At 70.4% G+C, this 19,928-nt stretch carries 21 protein-coding genes; 14 read left to right on the forward strand and 7 right to left on the reverse strand.

What is annotated here, in order from left to right; translation table 11 throughout:
- Positions 1-134 precede the first annotated feature (134 nt).
- The 3 genes from C9J87_RS15745 to C9J87_RS15755 are packed head-to-tail and all read right to left on the reverse strand — an operon-like array spanning position 135 to position 2,364.
- Positions 135-920, reverse strand: coding sequence for an SDR family NAD(P)-dependent oxidoreductase (locus C9J87_RS15745; RefSeq protein WP_107705995.1), 786 nt, complete (start codon positions 918-920; stop codon positions 135-137).
- A complete protein-coding gene (locus tag C9J87_RS15750) occupies positions 920-1,237 on the reverse strand; it encodes a ferredoxin (RefSeq protein ID WP_107705996.1) in 318 nt (105 codons plus the stop codon). The genes C9J87_RS15745 and C9J87_RS15750 overlap by 1 nt, the downstream gene beginning before the upstream one ends.
- Entirely contained in the window at positions 1,234-2,364 is a 1,131-nt protein-coding gene (locus C9J87_RS15755; RefSeq protein WP_107705997.1) for a Rieske 2Fe-2S domain-containing protein, read from the reverse strand. The genes C9J87_RS15750 and C9J87_RS15755 overlap by 4 nt, the downstream gene beginning before the upstream one ends.
- A gap of 133 nt (positions 2,365-2,497) precedes the next feature.
- On the opposite strand from C9J87_RS15755, the gene hsaA reads away from it, so the two are divergent.
- Positions 2,498-3,664 (forward strand): 3-hydroxy-9,10-secoandrosta-1,3,5(10)-triene-9,17-dione monooxygenase oxygenase subunit, encoded by a 1,167-nt coding sequence (gene hsaA, locus C9J87_RS15760; protein WP_107705998.1) that lies wholly within the window; start codon positions 2,498-2,500, stop codon positions 3,662-3,664.
- Here hsaA and C9J87_RS15765 read toward each other — a convergent pair.
- Positions 3,661-4,728 carry an alpha/beta hydrolase gene (locus C9J87_RS15765; RefSeq protein WP_198652378.1) on the reverse strand — a complete coding sequence of 356 codons (1,068 nt, stop codon included), beginning with the start codon at positions 4,726-4,728 and terminating at the stop codon, positions 3,661-3,663. The genes hsaA and C9J87_RS15765 overlap by 4 nt on opposite strands.
- 128 nt (positions 4,729-4,856) lie before the next feature.
- Between C9J87_RS15765 and C9J87_RS15770 the strand changes: the two genes are divergently transcribed.
- From C9J87_RS15770 to C9J87_RS15790, 5 genes are all read left to right on the forward strand, one after another.
- Positions 4,857-5,471: a TetR/AcrR family transcriptional regulator gene (locus tag C9J87_RS15770; protein ID WP_107705999.1), complete on the forward strand. Its 615-nt coding sequence runs from the start codon at positions 4,857-4,859 to the stop codon at positions 5,469-5,471.
- The gene (locus C9J87_RS15775) at positions 5,468-6,196 is read left to right on the forward strand and encodes an SDR family NAD(P)-dependent oxidoreductase (protein ID WP_107706000.1); all 729 of its coding nucleotides are present in this window, start codon (positions 5,468-5,470) and stop codon (positions 6,194-6,196) included. The genes C9J87_RS15770 and C9J87_RS15775 overlap by 4 nt, the downstream gene beginning before the upstream one ends.
- Positions 6,189-6,953 (forward strand): SDR family oxidoreductase, encoded by a 765-nt coding sequence (locus C9J87_RS15780; protein ID WP_107706001.1) that lies wholly within the window; start codon positions 6,189-6,191, stop codon positions 6,951-6,953. Before C9J87_RS15775 ends, C9J87_RS15780 begins: the two co-directional genes overlap by 8 nt.
- 113 nt (positions 6,954-7,066) lie before the next feature.
- Complete coding sequence (locus C9J87_RS15785) at positions 7,067-7,444, forward strand: YciI family protein (protein WP_107706002.1); 378 nt, start codon at positions 7,067-7,069, stop codon at positions 7,442-7,444.
- A 23-nt stretch (positions 7,445-7,467) separates the two neighbouring features.
- Positions 7,468-8,757 carry an RNA polymerase sigma factor gene (locus C9J87_RS15790; protein ID WP_107706003.1) on the forward strand — a complete coding sequence of 430 codons (1,290 nt, stop codon included), beginning with the start codon at positions 7,468-7,470 and terminating at the stop codon, positions 8,755-8,757.
- A 100-nt stretch (positions 8,758-8,857) separates the two neighbouring features.
- Here the strand turns inward: C9J87_RS15790 and C9J87_RS15795 are convergent, their stop codons facing one another.
- A complete protein-coding gene (locus C9J87_RS15795) occupies positions 8,858-9,781 on the reverse strand; it encodes a 3-oxoacyl-ACP reductase (RefSeq protein ID WP_107706004.1) in 924 nt (307 codons plus the stop codon).
- Positions 9,782-9,880: 99 nt separating this feature from the next.
- Between C9J87_RS15795 and C9J87_RS15800 the strand changes: the two genes are divergently transcribed.
- The 4 genes from C9J87_RS15800 to C9J87_RS15815 are packed head-to-tail and all read left to right on the forward strand — an operon-like array spanning position 9,881 to position 14,507.
- Entirely contained in the window at positions 9,881-10,999 is a 1,119-nt protein-coding gene (locus C9J87_RS15800) for a steroid 3-ketoacyl-CoA thiolase (protein WP_107706005.1), read from the forward strand.
- Between the two features lies 1 nt (position 11,000).
- The gene (locus C9J87_RS15805; RefSeq protein ID WP_107706006.1) at positions 11,001-13,061 is read left to right on the forward strand and encodes an acyl-CoA dehydrogenase; all 2,061 of its coding nucleotides are present in this window, start codon (positions 11,001-11,003) and stop codon (positions 13,059-13,061) included.
- Positions 13,054-13,899: a MaoC/PaaZ C-terminal domain-containing protein gene (locus tag C9J87_RS15810; protein WP_107706007.1), complete on the forward strand. Its 846-nt coding sequence runs from the start codon at positions 13,054-13,056 to the stop codon at positions 13,897-13,899. Before C9J87_RS15805 ends, C9J87_RS15810 begins: the two co-directional genes overlap by 8 nt.
- Positions 13,896-14,507, forward strand: coding sequence for a PaaI family thioesterase (locus C9J87_RS15815; protein WP_107706008.1), 612 nt, complete (start codon positions 13,896-13,898; stop codon positions 14,505-14,507). Before C9J87_RS15810 ends, C9J87_RS15815 begins: the two co-directional genes overlap by 4 nt.
- Positions 14,508-14,647: 140 nt before the next feature.
- On the opposite strand, the gene C9J87_RS15820 is transcribed toward C9J87_RS15815, so the two are convergent.
- Positions 14,648-16,300, reverse strand: coding sequence for a class I adenylate-forming enzyme family protein (locus tag C9J87_RS15820; RefSeq protein ID WP_107706009.1), 1,653 nt, complete (start codon positions 16,298-16,300; stop codon positions 14,648-14,650).
- A 125-nt stretch (positions 16,301-16,425) separates the two neighbouring features.
- Between C9J87_RS15820 and C9J87_RS15825 the strand changes: the two genes are divergently transcribed.
- The 3 genes from C9J87_RS15825 to C9J87_RS15835 are packed head-to-tail and all read left to right on the forward strand — an operon-like array spanning position 16,426 to position 17,833.
- The gene (locus C9J87_RS15825; RefSeq protein ID WP_107706010.1) at positions 16,426-17,181 is read left to right on the forward strand and encodes an SDR family NAD(P)-dependent oxidoreductase; all 756 of its coding nucleotides are present in this window, start codon (positions 16,426-16,428) and stop codon (positions 17,179-17,181) included.
- Positions 17,178-17,546, forward strand: a complete 369-nt coding sequence (locus C9J87_RS15830) for a YidH family protein (protein WP_107706011.1) — start codon at positions 17,178-17,180, stop codon at positions 17,544-17,546. Before C9J87_RS15825 ends, C9J87_RS15830 begins: the two co-directional genes overlap by 4 nt.
- The gene (locus tag C9J87_RS15835) at positions 17,537-17,833 is read left to right on the forward strand and encodes a DUF202 domain-containing protein (RefSeq protein ID WP_107706012.1); all 297 of its coding nucleotides are present in this window, start codon (positions 17,537-17,539) and stop codon (positions 17,831-17,833) included. Before C9J87_RS15830 ends, C9J87_RS15835 begins: the two co-directional genes overlap by 10 nt.
- Before the next feature lie 12 nt (positions 17,834-17,845).
- Here the strand turns inward: C9J87_RS15835 and C9J87_RS15840 are convergent, their stop codons facing one another.
- Positions 17,846-18,493, reverse strand: a complete 648-nt coding sequence (locus tag C9J87_RS15840; RefSeq protein WP_107706013.1) for a TetR/AcrR family transcriptional regulator — start codon at positions 18,491-18,493, stop codon at positions 17,846-17,848.
- An 85-nt stretch (positions 18,494-18,578) separates the two neighbouring features.
- Between C9J87_RS15840 and C9J87_RS15845 the strand changes: the two genes are divergently transcribed.
- A complete protein-coding gene (locus C9J87_RS15845; protein ID WP_107706014.1) occupies positions 18,579-19,883 on the forward strand; it encodes an MBL fold metallo-hydrolase in 1,305 nt (434 codons plus the stop codon).
- Positions 19,884-19,928: the final 45 nt, after the last annotated feature.

Raw genomic sequence — 19,928 nt, forward strand, 5'->3', positions numbered from 1 at the left:
GCCTCCGGTTCGGTGAGATGCGTCGCTGCTCCACACCTCACCCGGAGGCCTTCACCTGTGTCTAGAGCCGCTGCCTAACCTCCGTGGACAGAACACCTAGGCCGGAGCAGCGACGCTGAGCCGTTGTTCGCGCCTCAGCGCGCAGGCAGCAGGCGCTTCATCGCCTCGTGGGCGCCGAGCACCAACCGCGCACGATCCATCCCGTTGCGCTTCTCCGCCGCTGTGTCGTTCCCGCCGGCGATCCACACCGGCCCGTCGGCGAGATGGGCGAGCCCCTCGCGGGCGATGTCGTCGGGCTCGCCGACGTTGAGGCCGGGGATGTCGAAGTTCAGGCCCGCTCGCTCCATGGCCGGGGTGCGGGTGACACCGAGGACGAGCTCGAGCACGTCGACGTCGTGATCGCGCAGCTCGAGCCAGAGGCCCTCGGCGAAGACGCGGCTGAAGGCCTTGACAGCTCCGTAGATGCTCTGTCGGGCGGAGCCGAGGTAGCCGGCGAGCGAGCCGACGAGGATGATCCCGCCGCGACCGCGGGACTTCATGAGCCCGCCGAAGTGGTGGGTGAGGGCGAGCTGCGCGGTGATGTTCAGGTCGAGGACGCCCTGATGCCCGTCGAGATCGCCGTCGAGGAAGTCGTGGCCATAGCTGTTCGCGCCGGCGTTGAAGATCAGGAGACCGACCTCGATGTCGGACGTGGCATCCACGATGGCCGAGACCGACGCAGGATCCAGCAGGTCGAGCGCGAGCGTCCGGACCTCGACTCCGCGTCGCCGTACGGCAGAAGCGGTGTCATCCAGTGGGCCGGGCTTGCGCGCGATGAGCACCAGGTTGACCCCGGCGTCCGCGAGCTGGTGGGCGAATGACGCCCCCACACCCTCCGAGCCTCCGGCGATCACGGCCCAGGGGCCGTACTTCTCGAGCATCAGTGGGACTCTCCTTCAGGATTGACAGGCAGTGGATCGCCCGACTGCACGGGGAGGGCGCCACGCACGGCGGCCTCACGGATCGCGATGTCGAGCGCCGAGCAGCCCGCGAACGTGGCGTTGGGCCGACACCCGGGATCGGTGGCGCGCCGCTCCAGGCAGGCGCGCAGGGCCTCGCCGTGCCACTGGATGCTGGTCTGTTCCCAGCTGCTCTTGCGGACCTCGACCCGAGCCGAGCAGGTGGTGCACGTGACCGGCTCCATCGCCCCGTCGTCCAGTCGGACGTCGGGGCGCGGAGCGGGACGGTGGGTGGTCATGACGAAGCGCGAGCCGCGATGTTCGCGGCGACCTCGGCCCGCCAGGCCTCGTTGGGCTTCGTCGTGTCGATCTCGAACTCGAAGCGCTCGGTCATCTCGTCGGAGACGTCCTCGACGTCGACGTAGAACTGCTCGTACCAGCGACGCACCTGGTAGACCGGCCCGTCCTCCTCGCAGAGCAGCGGGTTGTCGATGCGGGCCTTGGACTTCCAGATCGTCACGTCCTGCTCGAAGCCGATCTTGATGAAGTCGCCCATCTTGCGGGCCATCTCCTCGGGCTCGGGGAGGTGGTCGGCCTTCTGCACGATGACGCCGTACTGCAGGACGAACGCGTTCTCGCTCACCGGGTAGTGACAGTTGATCAGCACGCTGTCGACGTCGCCGTCCTCGTAGTGATAGGTGAGGTCGTCGATCATGAACGAGGGACCGTGGTAGGCCGCGACGGAGGTGTTGCCGAGCATCTTGGGGACGCCGCTCTGGGTGGCCTGCGGGCGTGCGTCCTCACGTCCGACGCCGTTCATCCACTGGGTGGCGACGTGACCCTCGAAGACGTTCTTGAAGTGGGTGGGGAAGGAGTAGTGCACGTAGAAGAAGTGCGCCATGTCCACGATGTTGTCGACGACCTCGCGACAGTTCGCGCCCTCGATGAGGGTGGTGTACCAGACCCAGTCGGTCCAGTCGTCGCGCGAGGCGCCTTCGATCTCCGGGATCGTCACGTCGTCGGGCGGAGGATTGCCCTGCGGGTCGTTCCAGACGAAGAGGAGCTGGTTGCGCTCCATCGTCGGCCACGACGCCGTTCGCGCGCGGAGCGGGACGCGGCGGGCATAGGGGATGGCCTTGCACTTGCCGTCGCCGCCCCAGCGCCAGTCGTGGAAGGGACACGCGAGCTCGTTGCCCTTGATCGTGCCCTGCGACAGGTTGCCGCCCATGTGCCGGCAGAACGCGTCGAGGACGTTGATCGTGCCGTCCTCGCCCGCGAAGACCACCAGCTCCTGGCCGAAGGCCTTGACCGGGTGGGGCACTCCGTCGCGGAAGTCCTTCGCCAGTCCCAGGCAGTGCCAGCCGCGGGCGAACCTCGTCGGGGTTGCATCGGTCTCGATCCGACGGACCTCGTCTACTGCGGTCATGTTCTTCTCCGGTTCCTGGACAGCGGGATGGACGCTCCGCAGTCTCCGCCGCACAGGGGGGCCGATCGGGTCCTAGTCCCACTCACCGGTAGACGCCATCGGGAGGCGGTCCGGCCGCCCGCATCCTGAGCCCATGAGCAATGACGTCCTCGCGGCAGTCCGGCCACTCCTGAGCGGCATCGCCGAGCGTGCCCGCGCCACCGACGACGCCCGCCGCGTGCCGACCGAGACGATCAAGGAGCTGACGGCAGCCGGCGTGTTCCGGATGCTCCAGCCCACGCGGTACGGCGGCGCCGAGACCGACCCGGTCGACTTCTACGAGGTGGTCCGCGCGATCTCCGGGGCGTGCGCGTCCACGGGCTGGGTCACGTCGGTCACCGGCGTACACCCCTGGCAGCTGGGGCTCTTCCCCGACGAGGCTCAGCGCGACGTCTGGGGCCAGAACCCCGACACGCTGGTGTGCTCGTCGTACGCACCGGTCGGCCGCCTCACCGAGGTCGACGGCGGCTTCGAGCTGACCGGCCGCTGGAGCTTCTCGAGCGGCTGCGACCACGCCGAGTGGGCGCTGGTCGGTGCACTGGTGATGGGGGAGAAGGGCAAGGCGGTCGACTTCCTGACCGTGCTGGTGCCGCGTGCCGACTACGAGATCGACGATGTCTGGGACGTTATCGGCTTGCGGGGCACGGGCAGCAACGACCTGATCGTCGAGAAGGCCTTCGTGCCGGCCCACCGCATCCTGCGCAACTACGAGCACTCGCAGCTGCGCGGCCCCGGCCAGAAGGTCAACACCGGACCGCTCTACAAGCTGCCCTTCGGCGCGATCTTCACCACCGCGATCACCGCGCCGATCGTCGGCGTCGTCGACGGGTGCCTGTCGTCGTACATCGCGATGATGGGGGACCGGCACCGGCTCAGCCTCGGTGGTGGCCGGTTCGCCGAGGACCCGTTCGCACAGGTCGCCGTCGCGCGCGCCGCCTCGGAGACGGACGCCGCGATCCTGCAGCTCGACCGAAACATCCGGGCGCTGTTCGACTGTGCCGTCGCCGGCGAGGAGATCCCGATGGAGCTGCGCCTGCGCACCCGTCGCGACCAGGTGCGCGCCACCGAGCGCGCGCTGACGGCGGTCGACATCCTCTTCAAGACCGCCGGCGGCAACTCGCTCAAGCGCGGCAACCCGATCGAGCGCGCCTGGCGCGACGCCCACGCCGGCAGCGTGCACGTCGCCAACGACGTCGAGCGCGCGTTGGCGATGTACGGCCGCGGCGCCTTCGGCATCCCGGTCGAGGACAACCTCGTCTAGAACAGCGCCTTGACGAAGGCGAGCACGTCGTCGAACGAGTCGGCCACAGCTTGGCGGTGGTCGGCGCCGTCGTACGTCGCGTAGGTGACCGCGTCGGCCGGCAGTGTCGAGACCAGGTGCTCCGTCGCGCGCGGCGTCACCAGGTCGTCCTGGAGGCCCTGCACGATGAGCATCGGCACGTGCACCGGCAGACCGGTGACCTCCTGGGTGAGGAGATAGGCCGTCAGCGGGCCCAGGTCGGCATCCGGTCGGAAGACGTCCTCGGGGAGCAGCGTCTCGGCCACGAGCGTCGACTGCGGGAGGCAGGCCGTGCGGATCGTGTCGAGCAGGACGTGCGCCTTCTCGGTCAGCAGCGCGTCGGGATCGACCCGCGGGTCCGCGGCGGCCGCACCCACGAGGAGCGGCGGCAGGAAGCGGATCGCACCGGCCGAACCTGGCCGGGCCTCCTTGATCACCGGGGCCAACAGGCTGAGCCCGGTGCCGCCGGGCGCGATCGGGACGGCGCCGACCAGGCCGGGGGAGTCCTCGCGGGCGGCTGCGAAGAGTGCCGCCTGACCGCCCTGGCTGTGGCCAACCACGACCCACTGTGCGCCGATCCGCGGCTCGGCCGACCGGGCGGCGACGACGATGTCCTCGAGGCAGTTGGCGGCACTGTCACCGTGCATGTAGGGGTGCTCGCCGTCGGTGCCGAAGCCTTCGTAATCGGTCTTCAGGACGACGTAGCCCGCGGCCACCCAGCGATCGAGGGTCTGGTCCATCAGCCCGACGTACTCGTCCACCAGTCCGTCGCGGGTGTTCGCGGAGGGGGCGCACACGTTCGCCGTACCAACCGTGCCGTGGGCCCAGTTGATCACCGGCCAGCCGCCGTCGGGAGGCGTCGTCGGCGGGAGGGAGACGGTGCCGGTCACCACGATCGGCCCGTGCACGCCCTCGGAGGCATAGCGCACCAGCAGGTTGGTGGCCGCACTCGGCAGGGCAGCGTCGGTGGTGAGGGGCTCGACATCGAGCAGGGTGCCGCGGGTCTGGATCACTGAGGGCTGCGTCGTCACTGAGGGCTGCGTCATGCGGGCCATCGTCACCGCGCCTCCCTCGGCCTCGACGACCAGAGTCCCACTCATCGGTATCGGATGTCCCCGACCGGCGGTCTCTTCGCCAGTATCTTCGTCAGAACCAGTCGTCACAGGGGGAGACCATGCCCAGGATCGCCGAAGCCAGACCGTCCGCGGAGCCGAGCTCTGCCGGGCAGAAGGCGCGCTACCAGCGGATCCTGCGCGCGGCCGCCAAGCACGGTGCCGCCAACGGGCTCGAGCGGGTGCAGATGCACGACGTCGCCAAGGACGCGGGCGTCGCGATCGCCACGCTCTACCGCTACTTCCCGTCCAAGACCCACCTCTTCACCGCAGTCATGGCTCAGCAGGTCGCGCAGCTCGAGGAGGCGACCACCGCAGCAGACCTTGGCCAGGACCCGGTCGCGGCGGTCACCGAGATGCTGATCCAGGCCAGCCGTCAGCTGCTGCGCCGACCGCTCCTGGCCAACGCCATGATGCAGTCCAACAACGCCGCGCACGCCAGCACGGTCTCCGACGCCATCCGCATCGACAGCGCCTTCCGTGACCTGATCCTGCGCACCCTCGATCTCGACGAGCCCACTGAGCACGACTATCGGCTCGTGCGACTGTTGGAGCAGGCTTGGTACGGCGTGCTGACCCAGAGCCTCAACATGCGCGTCGAGCTCGCGGACGCCGAGGCCGACATCCGCCTCGCGTGCACCCTGCTGCTCGCCGAACGCTCCAACGCCGTCACATGAGTGGACTGAACCGCTTCGACGGGACCAGGGCGCTGGTGACCGGGGCGGCCTCCGGCATCGGCAGGGCCACCGTGCAGCGCCTCGCCGCCGAGGGGGCGCAGATCTTCGCCGTCGACCTGGATGCCGCCGGGCTCGCCTCGCTGGAGGGCATGCACACGCGGGTCGTCGACGTCAGCTCGGAGACCGAGGTCGTCGACGCGGTTGCCGCCGCCGCGCAGGTCCTCGGCGGCCTCGACGTGCTCGTCAACGTCGCCGGCATCCACCGGACCACCCCGATCGACTCCCTCCGTGTGGAGGACCTGACCCGGCTCTTCGAGGTCAACACCGTCGGACCGGCGATCTTCTGTCGCGAGGCCCTGCGCCACCTTCCCGACCACACGGGCGTCATCGTCAACGTGACGTCGTCGTCGGCGGCCCACGGCAACCCCTACATGTCCGCCTACTCGGCCTCGAAGGGTGCGCTGCTCAGCTTCTCGCTGGCGCTGGCGGCCGAGGTGGTCCACCGCGGGATCCGGGTCGTGCCCGTCTCGCCCGGCACCGTCGCCACCCCGCTCGTCGCCGGTGTCTCCAGCGACCTGGACATGAGCTACTACTCCCGCATCCGCTCGTTCATGGGCGCAGCAGATCCCGAGCAGATCGCCGGGACCATCGCCTTCGCGGCGTCGCCCGACGCCGCCTACCTGACCGGCGCGGAGATCCGCGTCGACGGAGGATCACATGTCTGAACGCACAGTCGCCGTCACCGGCTCCGCCTCCGGGATCGGCGCCGCCCTCACGAACCTCCTGCAGAAGCAGGGCGATCGCGTGATCGGCGTCGACCTTCGCGACGCCGATGTCATCGCCGATCTCTCCACCCACGACGGCCGCCTGGCCGCTGCCGCCGCAGTGACCTCTGCGGCCGGTGGCGTGCTCGACGGTGTCGTCACCTGTGCCGGCACCTCGGTGCCCGGTGAGCTGATGGTCAGGGTCAACTACTTCGGCACCACGGACTTCGTCACCGCGCTGCAGCCCGCGCTGGCGGCGTCCGCCGCTCCGCGCGTTGCGGTGGTCGGCTCGATCTCCGCCACGCAGCAGGCCGATTCCGACGTCGTTGCTGCGTGCCTGGCCGGCGACGAGAGCCTTGCCCTGGAAGCTGCCGCAGTCGTGATCAGCGACCGCCGCGCGCAACAGCTCTATCCGTCGTCAAAGTCCGCGTTGGCCCAGTGGGCACGCCGTACGGCGATCGAGCCGGGCTGGGCAGATGCCGGGATCCCGCTCAACGTCGTCGCACCCGGCGTCGTGCTCACGCCGATGACCGAGGAGCTCATCGCCGACCCGGTGATGAAGGAGGTCATGGACGCGGCGGTGCCGATGCCGCTGAACGGCTACCTCCAGGCTGAGGACGTCGCGCAGGTGCTGGCGTTCCTGGTGTCGCCGGAGAACAGCCACATCACCGGCCAGGTCGTCTTCGTCGACGGGGGCGCCGAAGTCACCCTGCGCTAGGTCGTTCTGAGCCTCCGCAAAGAAAAACTTCTAGGGTCGATGTCGAAGAGCCCGGCAGTCGCTCGACGTATGTGCGACCAGCAACTCACCGGCAACCACTAGGAGTGATCGCAATGCCGCGTTTCATGGGATTCGTCAGGATGCAGGAGAACCTCGGCACGCCGCCGCCGCAGTCGCTCTTCGACGCGATGGACGTCTACATCGGCGAACGGCAGGCCAGTGGCGTGTTCATCGACGGTGGCGGGCTCTACGGCACCGAGGACGCCGTGAACTTCGTGGTCCGCCAGGGAGAGGTCACCCGCGTCGACGGGCCCTACGCCGAGGCCAAGGAGATCGTGGGCGGCTGGTCGCTCCTGGACTACGCCACGGTCGAGGAGGCCGTGGCCGACCAACAGGAGTTCGCCGAGCTGCACGCGAAGCACTGGCCCGAGGTGACGGTGGTCGCCACACTGCGCCAGGTGTCCGAGGGCCCCGAGGCACCCGACGCCTGAACTGGACTCACTACGCTGGCCCCGTGCCGGCAGAGACCACGACGGACGATCCGATCGAAGCCGTCCATGCCGCGTGGCGGGCCGAGTCGGCCCGCCTCGTCGGCGCTCTCACCCGGATGACCCGGGACCTGGAGCTCGCCGAGGACCTGGCGCAGGAGGCGCTCGTGGCCGCGCTGGAGCAGTGGCCCACGACCGGCGTGCCCGCCAACCCGGCGGCGTGGTTGATGACCACCGCGAAGCGGCGCGGCATCGACCACTTCAGGCGCGCCGACAACCTTCGCCACAAGCTCGCGGAGCTCGAGCACGCTCGCAGGGGAGAGGAGGACGAGATGCCCGACCTCGACGACCAGGTCGACCACATCGAGGACGACGTCCTGCGGCTCATCTTCTTGTCCTGCCACCCCAGCCTGACCGTCGAGTCCCGCGCTGCCCTGACGCTGCGACTGGTCGGAGGGCTCACCACCGCCGAGATCGCTCGCGGCTTCCTGGCCGCGGAGTCCACCATGGGCCAGCGCATCTCGCGCGCCAAGAAGACACTGTCCGAGGCTCGCGCCGAGTTCGAGCTGCCCACAGGTCCGGAACGGACCAGGCGTCTCGACGACGTCATGGCCGTGATCTACCTGATCTTCAACGAGGGCTACACCGCCACCGCCGGCGAGGACTGGATGCGTCCAGACCTGGCGGGCGAGGCGATCAGGCTCGCGCGGATGCTGGCCTCGGTTGCACCCGACGAGCCCGAGGTGCTCGGACTGCAGGCGCTGCTGGAGCTGCAGGGCTCACGGACGGCGGCCCGCGTCGATGAGCACGGCGGGCCGGTGCTGCTGGAGGCGCAGGTCCGGACGCGGTGGGACCAGTTGATGATCCGTCGCGGGATGACCGCCCTGCAGCGGGCCGAGCTGCTCGCCAGCCGCGGGGCGCCGGTCGGCAAGTACTTCCTGCAAGCCTTGATCGCTGCACAGCACGCAAGCGCACAGCGTGCCGACGACACGAACTGGCGCCGGATCGCGGCGCTGTACGACGTCCTGGCCGAGGCTGCGCCGGGGCCGGTCGTCGAGGTGAACCGGGCGGTCGCCCACGGGCGGGCGTTCGGCCCGGACGCGGGGCTTACGGTGCTGAGTGAGCTGGACCCGGAAGTCCTCGGCGACTCGCCGCTCGTGCCGAGTGTGCGCGGAGATCTGCTCGAACGGGCCGGGATGCATGCGCAGGCGAGCGAGGCGTTCACGGAGGCGGCCGCGCGTACCAAGAACGAGAGCGAGCGTGCGCTCCTGCACGGCCGGGCCGTGCAGAACGCGGAAGTTCATTTTGGTAAATGAACTTCGCCGAGGGAGCCCGGGCCAGCATCGGGGCTTGACCCGTCATTCCACCGACGTGTCCTTCGTCGAGCATCACCGGAGCGAGGAAGATCCAGCCCGCTCAGTTCGCGATGTTCTCGATGCCCGTCGTGTCGAGCTCGGCCACGCTGTAGGCCGCATAGTTCTGGTACGGCGATCGGCCGGTGAAGTACGGCGACAGCTGGGTGTCGAGCTCGTCGACCGAGAAGGTGCCGGCGACGGAGGTGAACTTCTGCTCGACCTTGGGCGAGTCCATGAGCGCCACCATGTCGCCGTACACGACGAAGACCTGGCCGTTGATGCCCGCCGAGGCGGGGGAGGCGAGGTAGGAGACGAACGCGCCGACGCGCTCGGGGGCGAGCATGTCGAGCTGGTCGGGGCGGGTGTCCTCGGCGAAGACGTGGGCGGTCATCTCGGTGCGGGCACGCGGGCAGATGACGTTGGCGGTCACGCCGTAGCGCGACAGTCCCTGGCTCGCGGAGAGGGTGAGCGCGGTGATGCCGGCCTTGGCGGCGGAGTAGTTGGGCTGGCCCGCGGCGCCGAAGAGGAAGGCCTCGGAGGAGGTGTTGATCAGCCGGCCGTAGATGGGACCACCGGCCGCCTTCGAGGCTGCCCGCCAGTGCACGGCGGCGGCTCGGGAGAGCGAGGCGTGGCCCTTGAGGTGGACCCGGATGACGTCGTCCCAGGCCTGCTCGGTGAGGTTGAAGATCATCGTGTCGCGCAGGACGCCGGCGTTGTTGACGACGATGTCGAGGGAGCCGAAGGTGTCGACTGCGGCCTCGACCATCTGGTCGGACAGCGACCAGTCGCCCACGTCTCCCTTGACCGCGACGGCGCCGGGGCCGAGCGCCCGGATCTCGGCGACGACCGCGTCCGCGGCGTCGCCGATGTCGTTGACGACCACGTTGGCGCCGGCCTGCGCGAGGGCGAGGGCTTCGGCGCGACCGAGGCCGGAACCGGCCCCGGTGACGATGGCGGTCCTGCCGGCAAGGTTCGTTGTGCTCATGGGGCGAAGTTAGGAGCGGTCGGGCCCGGCGCGTCGGCGGTGCCCCGCTGAGTGGGACCGCGCCCGTCCCTCGCGGGCGGACGGTGGGAATCTGCGAGGGTGAACACTGAAGCCGTCATCGTCGACGCCGCGCGCACCCCTGTCGGTCGCCGCAACGGCGTCCTCTCGCACCTGCACCCCGCCGAGCTGCTCGGCGCCGCCCAGCTCGGCCTGCTCGCGCGATCGGGTCTCGACCCGGCCGTCGTCGGGCAGGTCATCGGCGGGTGCGTGACCCAGGCCGGCGAGCAGTCCAACAACGTCACCCGCAACGCCTGGCTGCACGCGGGGCTGCCCTACACGACCGCCTGCACCTCGATCGACTGCGCATGCGGCTCGTCCCAGCAGGCCGTGCACCTCGTCGCCGGGCTGATCGCGAGCGGCTCCATCGACGCGGGTATCGCCTGCGGCGTCGAGGCCATGAGCCGGGTGCCGCTCGGGTTCGCGCTGGCCGCCGGCGGCATGCCGATCCCGGAGACGTGGTCCGTCGACATGCCCGACCAGTTCACCGCGGCCGAGCGGATCGCCACGAAGCGCGGCATCACCCGCGAGATGGCCGACGAGCTCGGCCTCCGCTCCCAGCAGAACGCCGCCCGTGCCTGGGCCGAGGGCCGCTTCGACTCGCAGATCATCCCGGTCGGCGACGTGACCCGCGACCAGGGCCTGCGCGACACCACCGCCGAGGCGCTGGCCGGCCTGAAGCCGGTCATCCCCGACGGCATCCACACCGCGGGCAACTCCTCGCAGATCAGCGACGGTGCCGCCGCGGTCCTCCTGATGAGCAGAGAGCGCGCCGCGGCCGAGGGCCTCAGGCCCCGCGCCCGGATCGTGGCCAGTGCGCTGGTCGGCTCGGACCCCTACTTCCACCTCGACGGCCCCGTCGACGCCACCGCCCACGTCCTCGACAAGGCCGGCATGAAGCTCGGCGACATCGACGTCGTCGAGATCAACGAGGCCTTCGCCTCGGTCGTGCTCAGCTGGGCCCAGGTGCACGACGCCGACATGGGCAAGGTCAACGTCAACGGCGGCGCGATCGCCCTCGGCCACGCGGTCGGCTCGACCGGCGCCCGACTGATCACCCAAGCGGTCAACGAGCTCGAGCGCACCGACCGCTCCACCGCGCTGGTCACGATGTGCGCCGGCGGCGCGCACGCGACCGCCACGATCATCGAACGGATCTGACGTGAGCCTCGCCCTCGACCTGGAGCACCTCGACCTGCGCGATTCGGTGCGCGCCTTCACGACCCGCCACGTCACCGAGACCGTCATCCGCAACGCGGTCGACGCCAAGACCGAGGAGCTGCCGCCGTTCTGGCAGGCGCTCGCCGACCAGGGCCTGCTCGGCCTGCACCTGCCCGAGGAGCACGGCGGCTCCGGTGCCGGACTGCTCGAGCTCGCCGTCGTCGTCGAGGAGCTCGGTCGCGCGATGGCGCCCGGGCCCTTCCTGCCGACGGTGCTCAGCAGCGCGATCCTGTCCGCAGCGGGCCACACCGACCTCCTGCCCACTCTTCTCGACGGTACGGCGACCGCGGCCGTCGGCCTCGGCGAGGGCAGCCCGGTCCTGGGCGGCCAGACGGCCGATCTCTTCGTCCTGCCGGTCGACGGCGGCTGGGTGCTCGCCGAGCGCGACGTCGTCACGGTCACGGCGCTCGACAGCCACGACCTGACCCGTCGCCTGGCTGCGATCGAGGTCACCGGACCGACCACGCGGCTGGACATCGACCCGCAGCTCCCGCTCGACCTCGCCGCCGTGCTCTTCGCCGCCGAGGCCACGGGGATCGCCGGCTGGAACACCCGGACCGCCGCGGACTACGCACGAGTGCGCGAGCAGTTCGGCCGCCCCATCGGCCAGTTCCAGGCGGTCAAGCACCGCTGCGCCCGGATGCTGGCCCGGACCGAACAGGCCCGCGCCTGCGCCTGGGACGCCGCCCGCGCCCACGGCCCCGAGGCGACGCTCGCGGCGGCGGTTGCAGCGACCGTCTCCGTGGAGGCCGGCTTCTCGACGGCCAAGGACTGCATCAACACCCTGGGCGGCATCGGCTTCACCTGGGAGCACGACGCCGGCCTCTATCTCCGCCGCGCCCAGACGCTGCGGCTGCTGCTGGGCTCGACCGGCCACTGGCAGCAGCGGGTCGCTCGGCTCAGCCTGGAGGGCGTCCGCCGTTCGCTCGCGGTCGACCTCCCACCGGAGGCCGAGGAGATCCGTCAGCGGGTCCGCGCGGAGCTCGTCACCGCCACCGCCGCCGAGAAGCCGCAGGCCTGGCTCGCCGCGCACGGCTACACCTCGCCGCACCTCTCCGCGCCGTGGGGCAAGGACGCCGATGCCGTGACGCAGCTGGTCATCGCCGAGGAGCTGCGCGCGGCTTCGCTCGAGCCGGTCGACATGATCATCGGCAACTGGGTGGTGCCGACCCTGATCGAGCACGGCAGCGCCGTACAGCAGGAAGAGCTGTTGCCCGCGAGCCTCAACGGCGAGATCGTCTGGTGCCAGCTCTTCAGCGAGCCCGGCGCCGGGTCCGACCTGGCCGGCCTGACCACGCGCGCCGAGAAGGTCGACGGCGGCTGGCGGATCAACGGCCAGAAGGTGTGGACCTCCGGCGCCCGCGAGGCGCACGTGGGCGTGCTGCTGGCCAGGACCGATGCCGAGGTGCCGAAGCACAAGGGCATCTCCTACTTCGTGCTCGACATGGCGGCGCCGGGGATCGACATCCGCCCGCTGCGCACGCTCAACGGCGACGCGCACTTCAACGAGGTCTTCCTCGACGACGTGTTCATCCCGGACGACATGCTGGTTGGTTCGCCCGGCGACGGTTGGAAGCTGGCGCGCACGACCCTCGCCAACGAACGCGTCGCGCTGTCGCACGACTCCGCGATCGGCTCCGGCGAGAAGCTGCTGAGCCTGGTCGACCGGACCGACGGCGAGCAGCTCGCCCGCCTCGGGCAGATCCTCTGCGACGCCCAGTCCGGCGGACTGCTCGGCCTGCGCCAGACGATCCGCTCGCTCACGGGCCAGCAACCGGGCGCCGAGTCGAGCATCGCCAAGCTGGTCGGCGTGGAGAACATCCAGCAGGTCTGGGAGACCTGCATGGAGTGGCAGGGGCCGACCTCACTGACCGTCGATCCCGACGAGCGCAACGCGACGTGGTGGTTCCTGAACAGTCGCTGCCTCTCGATCGCCGGCGGCACCACCGACGTGCAGCTGAACATCATCGGCGAGCGCATTCTGGGACTGCCCCGTGATTGACCTCGCCGCGGTGGACGCCGCTGAGCCGACGACGCACGAGATCAGCTGGACGAGTCGCGACGTGCTGCTCTACCAGCTCTCGCTCGGCGCGTCCGAGCCCCGCTACACCTACGAACGCGGACTCTGCGTGCTGCCGACCTTCGCGATGGTCGCCGGCCAGGGCATCTCCGCCGGCGATCGCCCGTCACGCGGCCTCGACCTCCCGGGAATCGAGATCGACCTGAGCAAGATCCTGCACTCCGGCCAGGCGCTGGTGGTGCACCGGCCGATCCCGACTGCGGGTCCTGCCACCGTCACCTCCCGCGTCGCCGAGGTCTTGGACAAGGGCAAGGCCGCAGTGGTGGTGCTCGAGAGCTCGGCTGCCGACGAGGACGGCCCGCTCTGGACCAGCCGCATGCAGATCTGGGCGCGCGGTGAGGGCGGCTTCGGGGGCTCGTCCGGACCCGATGCTCACTGGGCCGTGCCGGACCGATCGCCCGACGTCGTCCTCGACGCGCGGACGACTCCCGACCAGGCGCTGATCTACCGGCTCAACGGCGACCTCAACCCGCTGCACGTCGACCCGGCGTTCGCCGCACGGGTCGGCTTCGAACGGCCGATCCTGCACGGCCTCGCGTCCTACGGCATCGTCGCCAAGGCCTTGGTCGACGGGGTGCTCGAGGGCGACGCCTCGCGCCTGGTCGGCCTCGACGTGCGCTTCGCCGGCACGCTCTTCCCGGGCGAGACGATCCGGACGTCGGTATGGCGTGAGGGCACCCACCTCACGCTCGCCGCCACCTGCCCCGAGCGCGACGACGCGCCGGTGCTCAGCCACGCCTACGCGGAGGTCACGCCATGACGCTCGAGCTCACCGCCGTACCGAACAACAAGGGCGTCGACGCCGCAGTCGCGGCCGCGCGCCGCGTGATCGAGACGCTGCTGCACGCCGGCGACAACAGCGCTGCCGAGATGAGCGACGTGGCTGATCGGCTCAACGCCGTCGCCGACCACCTCGAGGACCACGTGCCGACCGTGCAACAACGACTGGTCGACATGTGGGCCGGAGAAGGAGTCACCCGGCACGACCCGGTGACGGGTCCGGAGAACGCGATCGCGCCTCCGCTGCACCTGATCGGCCAGGAGAACGGTTCCATCGAGGCCCGCGTCACCCTCGGGCTGGCCTACCAGGGCCCGCCGGGCTGCGTCCACGGCGGCGTCTCGGCGCTGCTGCTCGACCACACGCTCGGCGTCGCCAACCACTGGGCGGGGGATTCCGGCATGACCGGCACCCTGACGCTGCGCTACCACCGGCCGACCCCGCTCTTCGAGGAGCTGACCATCAGCGCCCGCCAGGAGTCGGTCGACGGCCGGAAGATCCGCACCCTGGGCACCATCTCGGTCGGCGGTGAGGTCTGTGTCTCCGCCGACGGGCTCTTCATCAACACGCACCTGCCGCGACCGCAGTAGGACGCCGGGCGCTCGGCGCCGTACTCCCTCCTGAACTTCCACTCGCACGGGTGGAAGTTCAGGCCCGACCCGGCCATTGCACGCCCAACGCCCGATGGACTTCCACCCGCTCGGGTGGAAGTCCATCGGGTCGGGAAGCTTCACACCGCGACGTCGCGCCGGATCACCTTGCCGGTCGCGTTGCGGGGGAGCGCGCGGTCGGTGAACCGCCACTGCGTCGGCACCTTGTAGTGCCCGAGCCGCTCACCGGCGAACGCACACAGCTCCGAGGTGTCGAGGGGGGAGCCGGACACGATCACCGCCGCCACCTCCTGGCCCAGGTCGGCGTGCGCCACGCCCAGCACGATGCACTCGCGCACCAGCGGGTGCTCCAGCAGCACGCCCTCGACCTCGGCCGGGTAGACGTTCTCACCGCCGCGGATGATCAGGTCGGAGCGCCGGCTGCTGAGGCGGACCCGGCCCTGTCGGAGCTCGCCGATGTCGCCGGTGCGCAGCCAGCGGTCACCGTCGATCGAGTTGGCCGTCGCATGCGGATCGTTCCAGTAGCCGAGCATCGTGTAGGCGCTGCGGACGCAGATCTCGCCCTCGACGCCGTCGGGCACGGCGTTGCCGAGCGTGTCGCGGATCTCGAGCTGGACGCCCACGATCGGATGGCCCAGCGTGCCGGGGTCCTCCGCGAGGTCGGGGGTGGTGGCCACCGAGATCGCGGTGCACGACTCGGTCAGGCCGTAGCTGTCGACGAGCACGTTGGTGGCGAACGGCAGCCCGGCGCGCAGGCGCGCCTGGAAGGCCGGCGACGAGGGTGCGGAGGCCAGCGAGAAGGAGGTCAGGGACGACAGGTCGTAGGCCGACAGGTCGCCGTGCTCGAGGAGGCGGTTGGCCATCGTCGGCACCGCGCCCCAGTTGGTCACCTTCTCGTCCTGGATCAGCTTCAGCACGCGGTCGACGTCGAAGGCCCCGCGGTGCAGGGCGATCTTGCTGCCGTTGGCGAGTCGCGGCACGGCCAGGTTGTGCAGGCTGGCGATGTGGAACAGCGGCATCACCAGCAGGTAGGTGCGATCGCGCGGGTCGACAGGGTCGCCGAACGCGGCGGCCAGCGCGTCGTTCAGCCGGTGGTACTCCACGACGGACAACACGTTGCGATGCGTGTGGGTCGCGCCCTTGGGGCGGCCGGAGGTGCCCGACGTGTAGAGGATGATCGCCGGGTCGTCCTCGGCCACCTCGCAGGTCGGCAGCGGCGAGTCCGGGTGGAGGGCACACAGTCGCGGCACGTCGGACTCGATCGACAAAAGAGGTACGCCGCAGTCCTCGAGCAGCACGGCGCGCTTGGCGTCCGCAATGATCACCGTGGGGGTGGCGTGCTCGACGCCGTAGGCCAGCTCGCGCGCAGACCACCAGGCGTTGTAGCCGACGCAGACGGCGCCGATCGAGACGGTCGCCCAGAAGGTGACGATCCACTCGGGGGAGTTCGCGGCCGCGATCGCGACCCGGTCGCCGGGTCGGACGCCGTGGTCCTCGCGGAGCGCCCGCGCCAGGGATGCGACCTGGGAGGCGTGCTCCCGGAAGGTCAGTCGCGAGTCGGCGGTGACGATGTAGTCGCGCTCACCGTGCTCCAGCGACTCGGCCAGCAGCTCGTGCAATGCCCGGCGGCGGTTCGTGAAGACGGGCAGCCTGGTGCCGAGGACGTCGTCCTCGGCCAGCTCGAAGGGGCCGCCTGGTCCCGTGAGGTCTGCCACCACGGCGCGCGCCATTGCTCGCGGATCGGTGGTGGTCGTCGTCTGGCTGTTCCTCATGCGGTGGCGCCTCCTGTGTCGATTCTGGACCTACTCTCGCCGCAGTGACACGCCGGGTGAGGGCTCACTTCCGGTCACCGGGACGCCCGAGCCCGCCCCGCTCGCGCGTCTTCGAGCATGGCCGCATGAATGATCTCAAGGGCAAGGTCGCACTGATCACCGGTGCGGGTCAGGGAGTGGGCAAGGGCATCGCCCTCGCACTCGCCACCGAGGGCGTCGACGTTGCCGTCGTGGGGCGCACGCTGGCCAAGCTCGTGTCGACCTGCGAGGCGCTCCGTGCTCGCGGGGTGCGCGCTTCGCCGTACGAGGTCGACGTCTCGGACACCGCCTCCCTGCCGGACCTCGTGGACCGTGTCGTCACCGACTTCGGGCGCCTCGACATCCTGGTCAACAACGCCTACGCCGGTGCCTACGGCCCGCTGCTGGACATGAGCGACGAGGACTTCCGCAGAGGGTTCGAGTCGGCCCCGTTCGCGGCCTTCGCACTCATGAAGGCCTGCCACCCCCACCTCAGGGGCGGCGGGTCGATCGTCAACCTCGTGACCTCGGCGATGGTGCGCTGGGACCCCACGACGTACGGCGCCTACGCGGCCGCCAAGAGTGCGCTGCGGTCGCTCACTCGGACCGTGGCCGTGGAGTGGGCGCCCGACGGGATCCGGGCCAACTCGATCGCGCCGCACGCGATGTCGCCGGGCCTCGAGGGCTGGACCAAGGCACGACCGGAGGAGGCGGCGGCGTTCGTGGCCAGCATCCCGATGCGCCGGATCGGAGACCCGGAGGCCGACATCGGTCGGGCCGTGGTGGCGTTGGTCGGACCCGACCTCGGCTACCTCACCGGCGCGACGATCCCGCTCGACGGAGGCCAGGCGTTCTTCGGATGACACGAGACGACCGCCGCTGGCCCGACAGCGTGTACGGCGTCGGCGACGAGCCCGACGCGCGCGTGAGCCTCGCCAACGAGCGGACGCTGCTCGCGTGGGTGCGGACCTCGCTGGCGCTGATCGCCGGGGGCGTGGCCGTCGACGCACTGGGCCTGGCGGGTGCGGTCTCGACGCGACCCTGGCTGGCGGTCCTGCTGATCGTGATCGGGCTCGCTGCGGCCGTGGGCGGCTGGTTTCGCTGGATGGCCGCGGAGAGGGCGATCCGGCTGCGGCACCCCTTGCTGTCCGCTCGGCTGCCGTTGGTCGTCGTGCTCGGGGTGGTCGTGGTGGGACTCGGGCTGGTCGCGGTCGTGCTGTGGGGCTGAGCGACGAGTCGCACGCGCTGGACCGGACGTTGTTGGCGTGGTGGCGCACCGCGCTCGCCCTGGTCACGGGAGCGGCGGTGGCCGCACGACTGCGGTTCCCCGACCTGGATCCGCTGGTGTTCCTCGTCGCGGTGGGGCTGACGACTCTCGGCTTCGTGCTGACGTTCGGCGTGCTGGCTCGGGATGATCCTGACGCTCGGCGGGACGGTCGCGCTGCTGCCCTCGTCGTCCTTGCCACCGCGACGGTGGCAGTCGCAGAGCTCGCGCTGCTCGTCGCCGGCCCGTGACCCGAGACCCGGTCAGACGGGGCAGCGCAGGAGGGCGACCTGCATCTCGACCAGCTCGCGCACGACGAGCTCGGTGCCGGGCGCGGACGGCCGCTCGGCGTGGCGGAGCTCCTCGTGGTCGGCCAGGATCCGCAGGCTGATCCGGGCCGACCAGTCCAGCCGCCGTTCGAACACCTTGCGGGGGAGGTCGGGGAGCAGCCTGCCGATGTCGCGCTGCACCTGGCGCAACGTGCTCTGACTGGGACGAGGCTCGGCGAGCCAGGCCTCGCGGAGTGCGGGGTCGTGGACGGCGTTGGCCAGGAAGCGCAGGTAGAAGCGGCTGCGGGAGGGGTCGTCGATCGACTCGGCCAGCGGGACGATCATCAGGGTCACCAGCGTGGACAGGTCGGCCGGTGTTGCGGCCTCCTCGAGGAGCTGCCGGCGACGCTGCTCGATCACCGCCGACCGCGAGTCGATGATCGCGTTGACCAGACCGAGCTTGGAGCCGAAGTGATATTGAGCGGCTGAGTTGTTCTTCTGACCGGCCCGCTGGCCGACCATGCGCAGCGAGACCGCCGCGATGCCCTGCGTGGCGAAGAGCTCCTCGGCCACGTCGACGAGGCGCGCGCGGGTGCCTGCGCTGTCGGGGCTGGCGGTGGTGGCAGTGCCGGTGGCGGTCATGTCGAACGTTCCTCCCGAGGTCTTGACGATCGTAAGGCACGTGACTTACGGTCCGCAATAAGACACCTGCCTTAAAGGAGCGTTCATGACCACGACATTCCCCGAGAACCAGCGGGCTGCGGCCCGTGCGGCCTTCGGACTCTTCAGCCCGACCCAGGGCCGCCGGATCTTCGACAAGCAGACCGGCTCCGGCTTCGAGCCGAAGGTCATCGAGGTGGCACCGCGGACCTGGTTCATCCAGCCGGGGATGGTCAACGTCGCGCTGTTCGAGACCGACGAGGGCCTGCTCCTCGTCGACGCCGGTTGTGCGGGGGACGGGCCGTCGCTGCTGCGGGCCGTGCGCGGGCTCAGCGACAAGCCGCTCCACACCGTCGTCTACACGCACGGTCACAGTGACCACGCCTTCGGTCTCTGGGCCTTCCTGGAGGCGGGGGAGGCACCGCAGATCGTCGCCCACCGCGACCTGCCCGCACACTTCGGGCGCTACATGAAGACGTCCGGCCTCAATGCCCGCATCAACGGTCAGCTGCCCGGCGAGGACGGCAAGGCCTGGCCCGACGCTCCCGAGGACTTCGTCTGGCCGACCGTGCTCTTCGACGACACCCTGACGCTGACGATCGGGGGCGAGACGTTCGTCGTCCGGCACGGGAAGGGGGAGACCGACGACGCCGCCTGGGTCTGGGCCCCCGAGCGCGGAGTGATTGCCGCCGGCGACCTCGTCACCGGCTACCTCCCGAATGCCGGCAACCCCAAGAAGGTCCAGCGGTACGCCGAGGAGTGGGCCACCGCCGCCGAGGAGATGGCGGAGCTGCGGCCTGAGGTCGTCATCACCGGCCACGGCGACCCGGCCGTCGGCGTCGATGCCATCGTCGACGAGCTCACGACCTTGGCCGGCTATCTGCGCCACGTCGTCGACCACGCCATCCAGGGCCTCAACGAGGGAGTCCTGCCCGACCACATCGTCGCCACCTTGGAGGTGCCGGAACGCTTCCGTGACCACCCGCGGCTACCGGCGATCTACGACAAGGCGGAGTTCATCTGCCGCAACGTGATCCGCCGCTACTCAGGCTGGTGGGACGGCTACCCGTCGCACCTGCTGCCGTCCAGCCAGGAGCAGCAGGCCGCCGAGATCGCCGCGCTCGCCGGCGGCACCGGACGCCTCGTCGAGCGTGCGCGCGAGCTCGCCGCGACCGACGTACGCCTGGCCAGTCATCTTGCCGAGTGGGCCTTCCTGGCCGACAGGTCGGACTCCGCGGCACAGGACTGCTATCGCGAGGTGCTCGAGTCCCGTGCCCAGGCCGAGCCCTCCCTGATGGCGCAGGTCAATCTGCGCATCAGCGGGGCCTGGGTCCGGTCAGTCTCGGACAGTCCTGCGAGCACCTCCCAGTGAGTGGGACGCGTCACATTCGCCGCTCCCGGCGTCCGTAGCGTCCCG

The sequence above is a fragment of the Nocardioides allogilvus genome (assembly GCF_003047285.1).
GTDB classification, from domain to species: domain Bacteria; phylum Actinomycetota; class Actinomycetes; order Propionibacteriales; family Nocardioidaceae; genus Nocardioides; species Nocardioides allogilvus.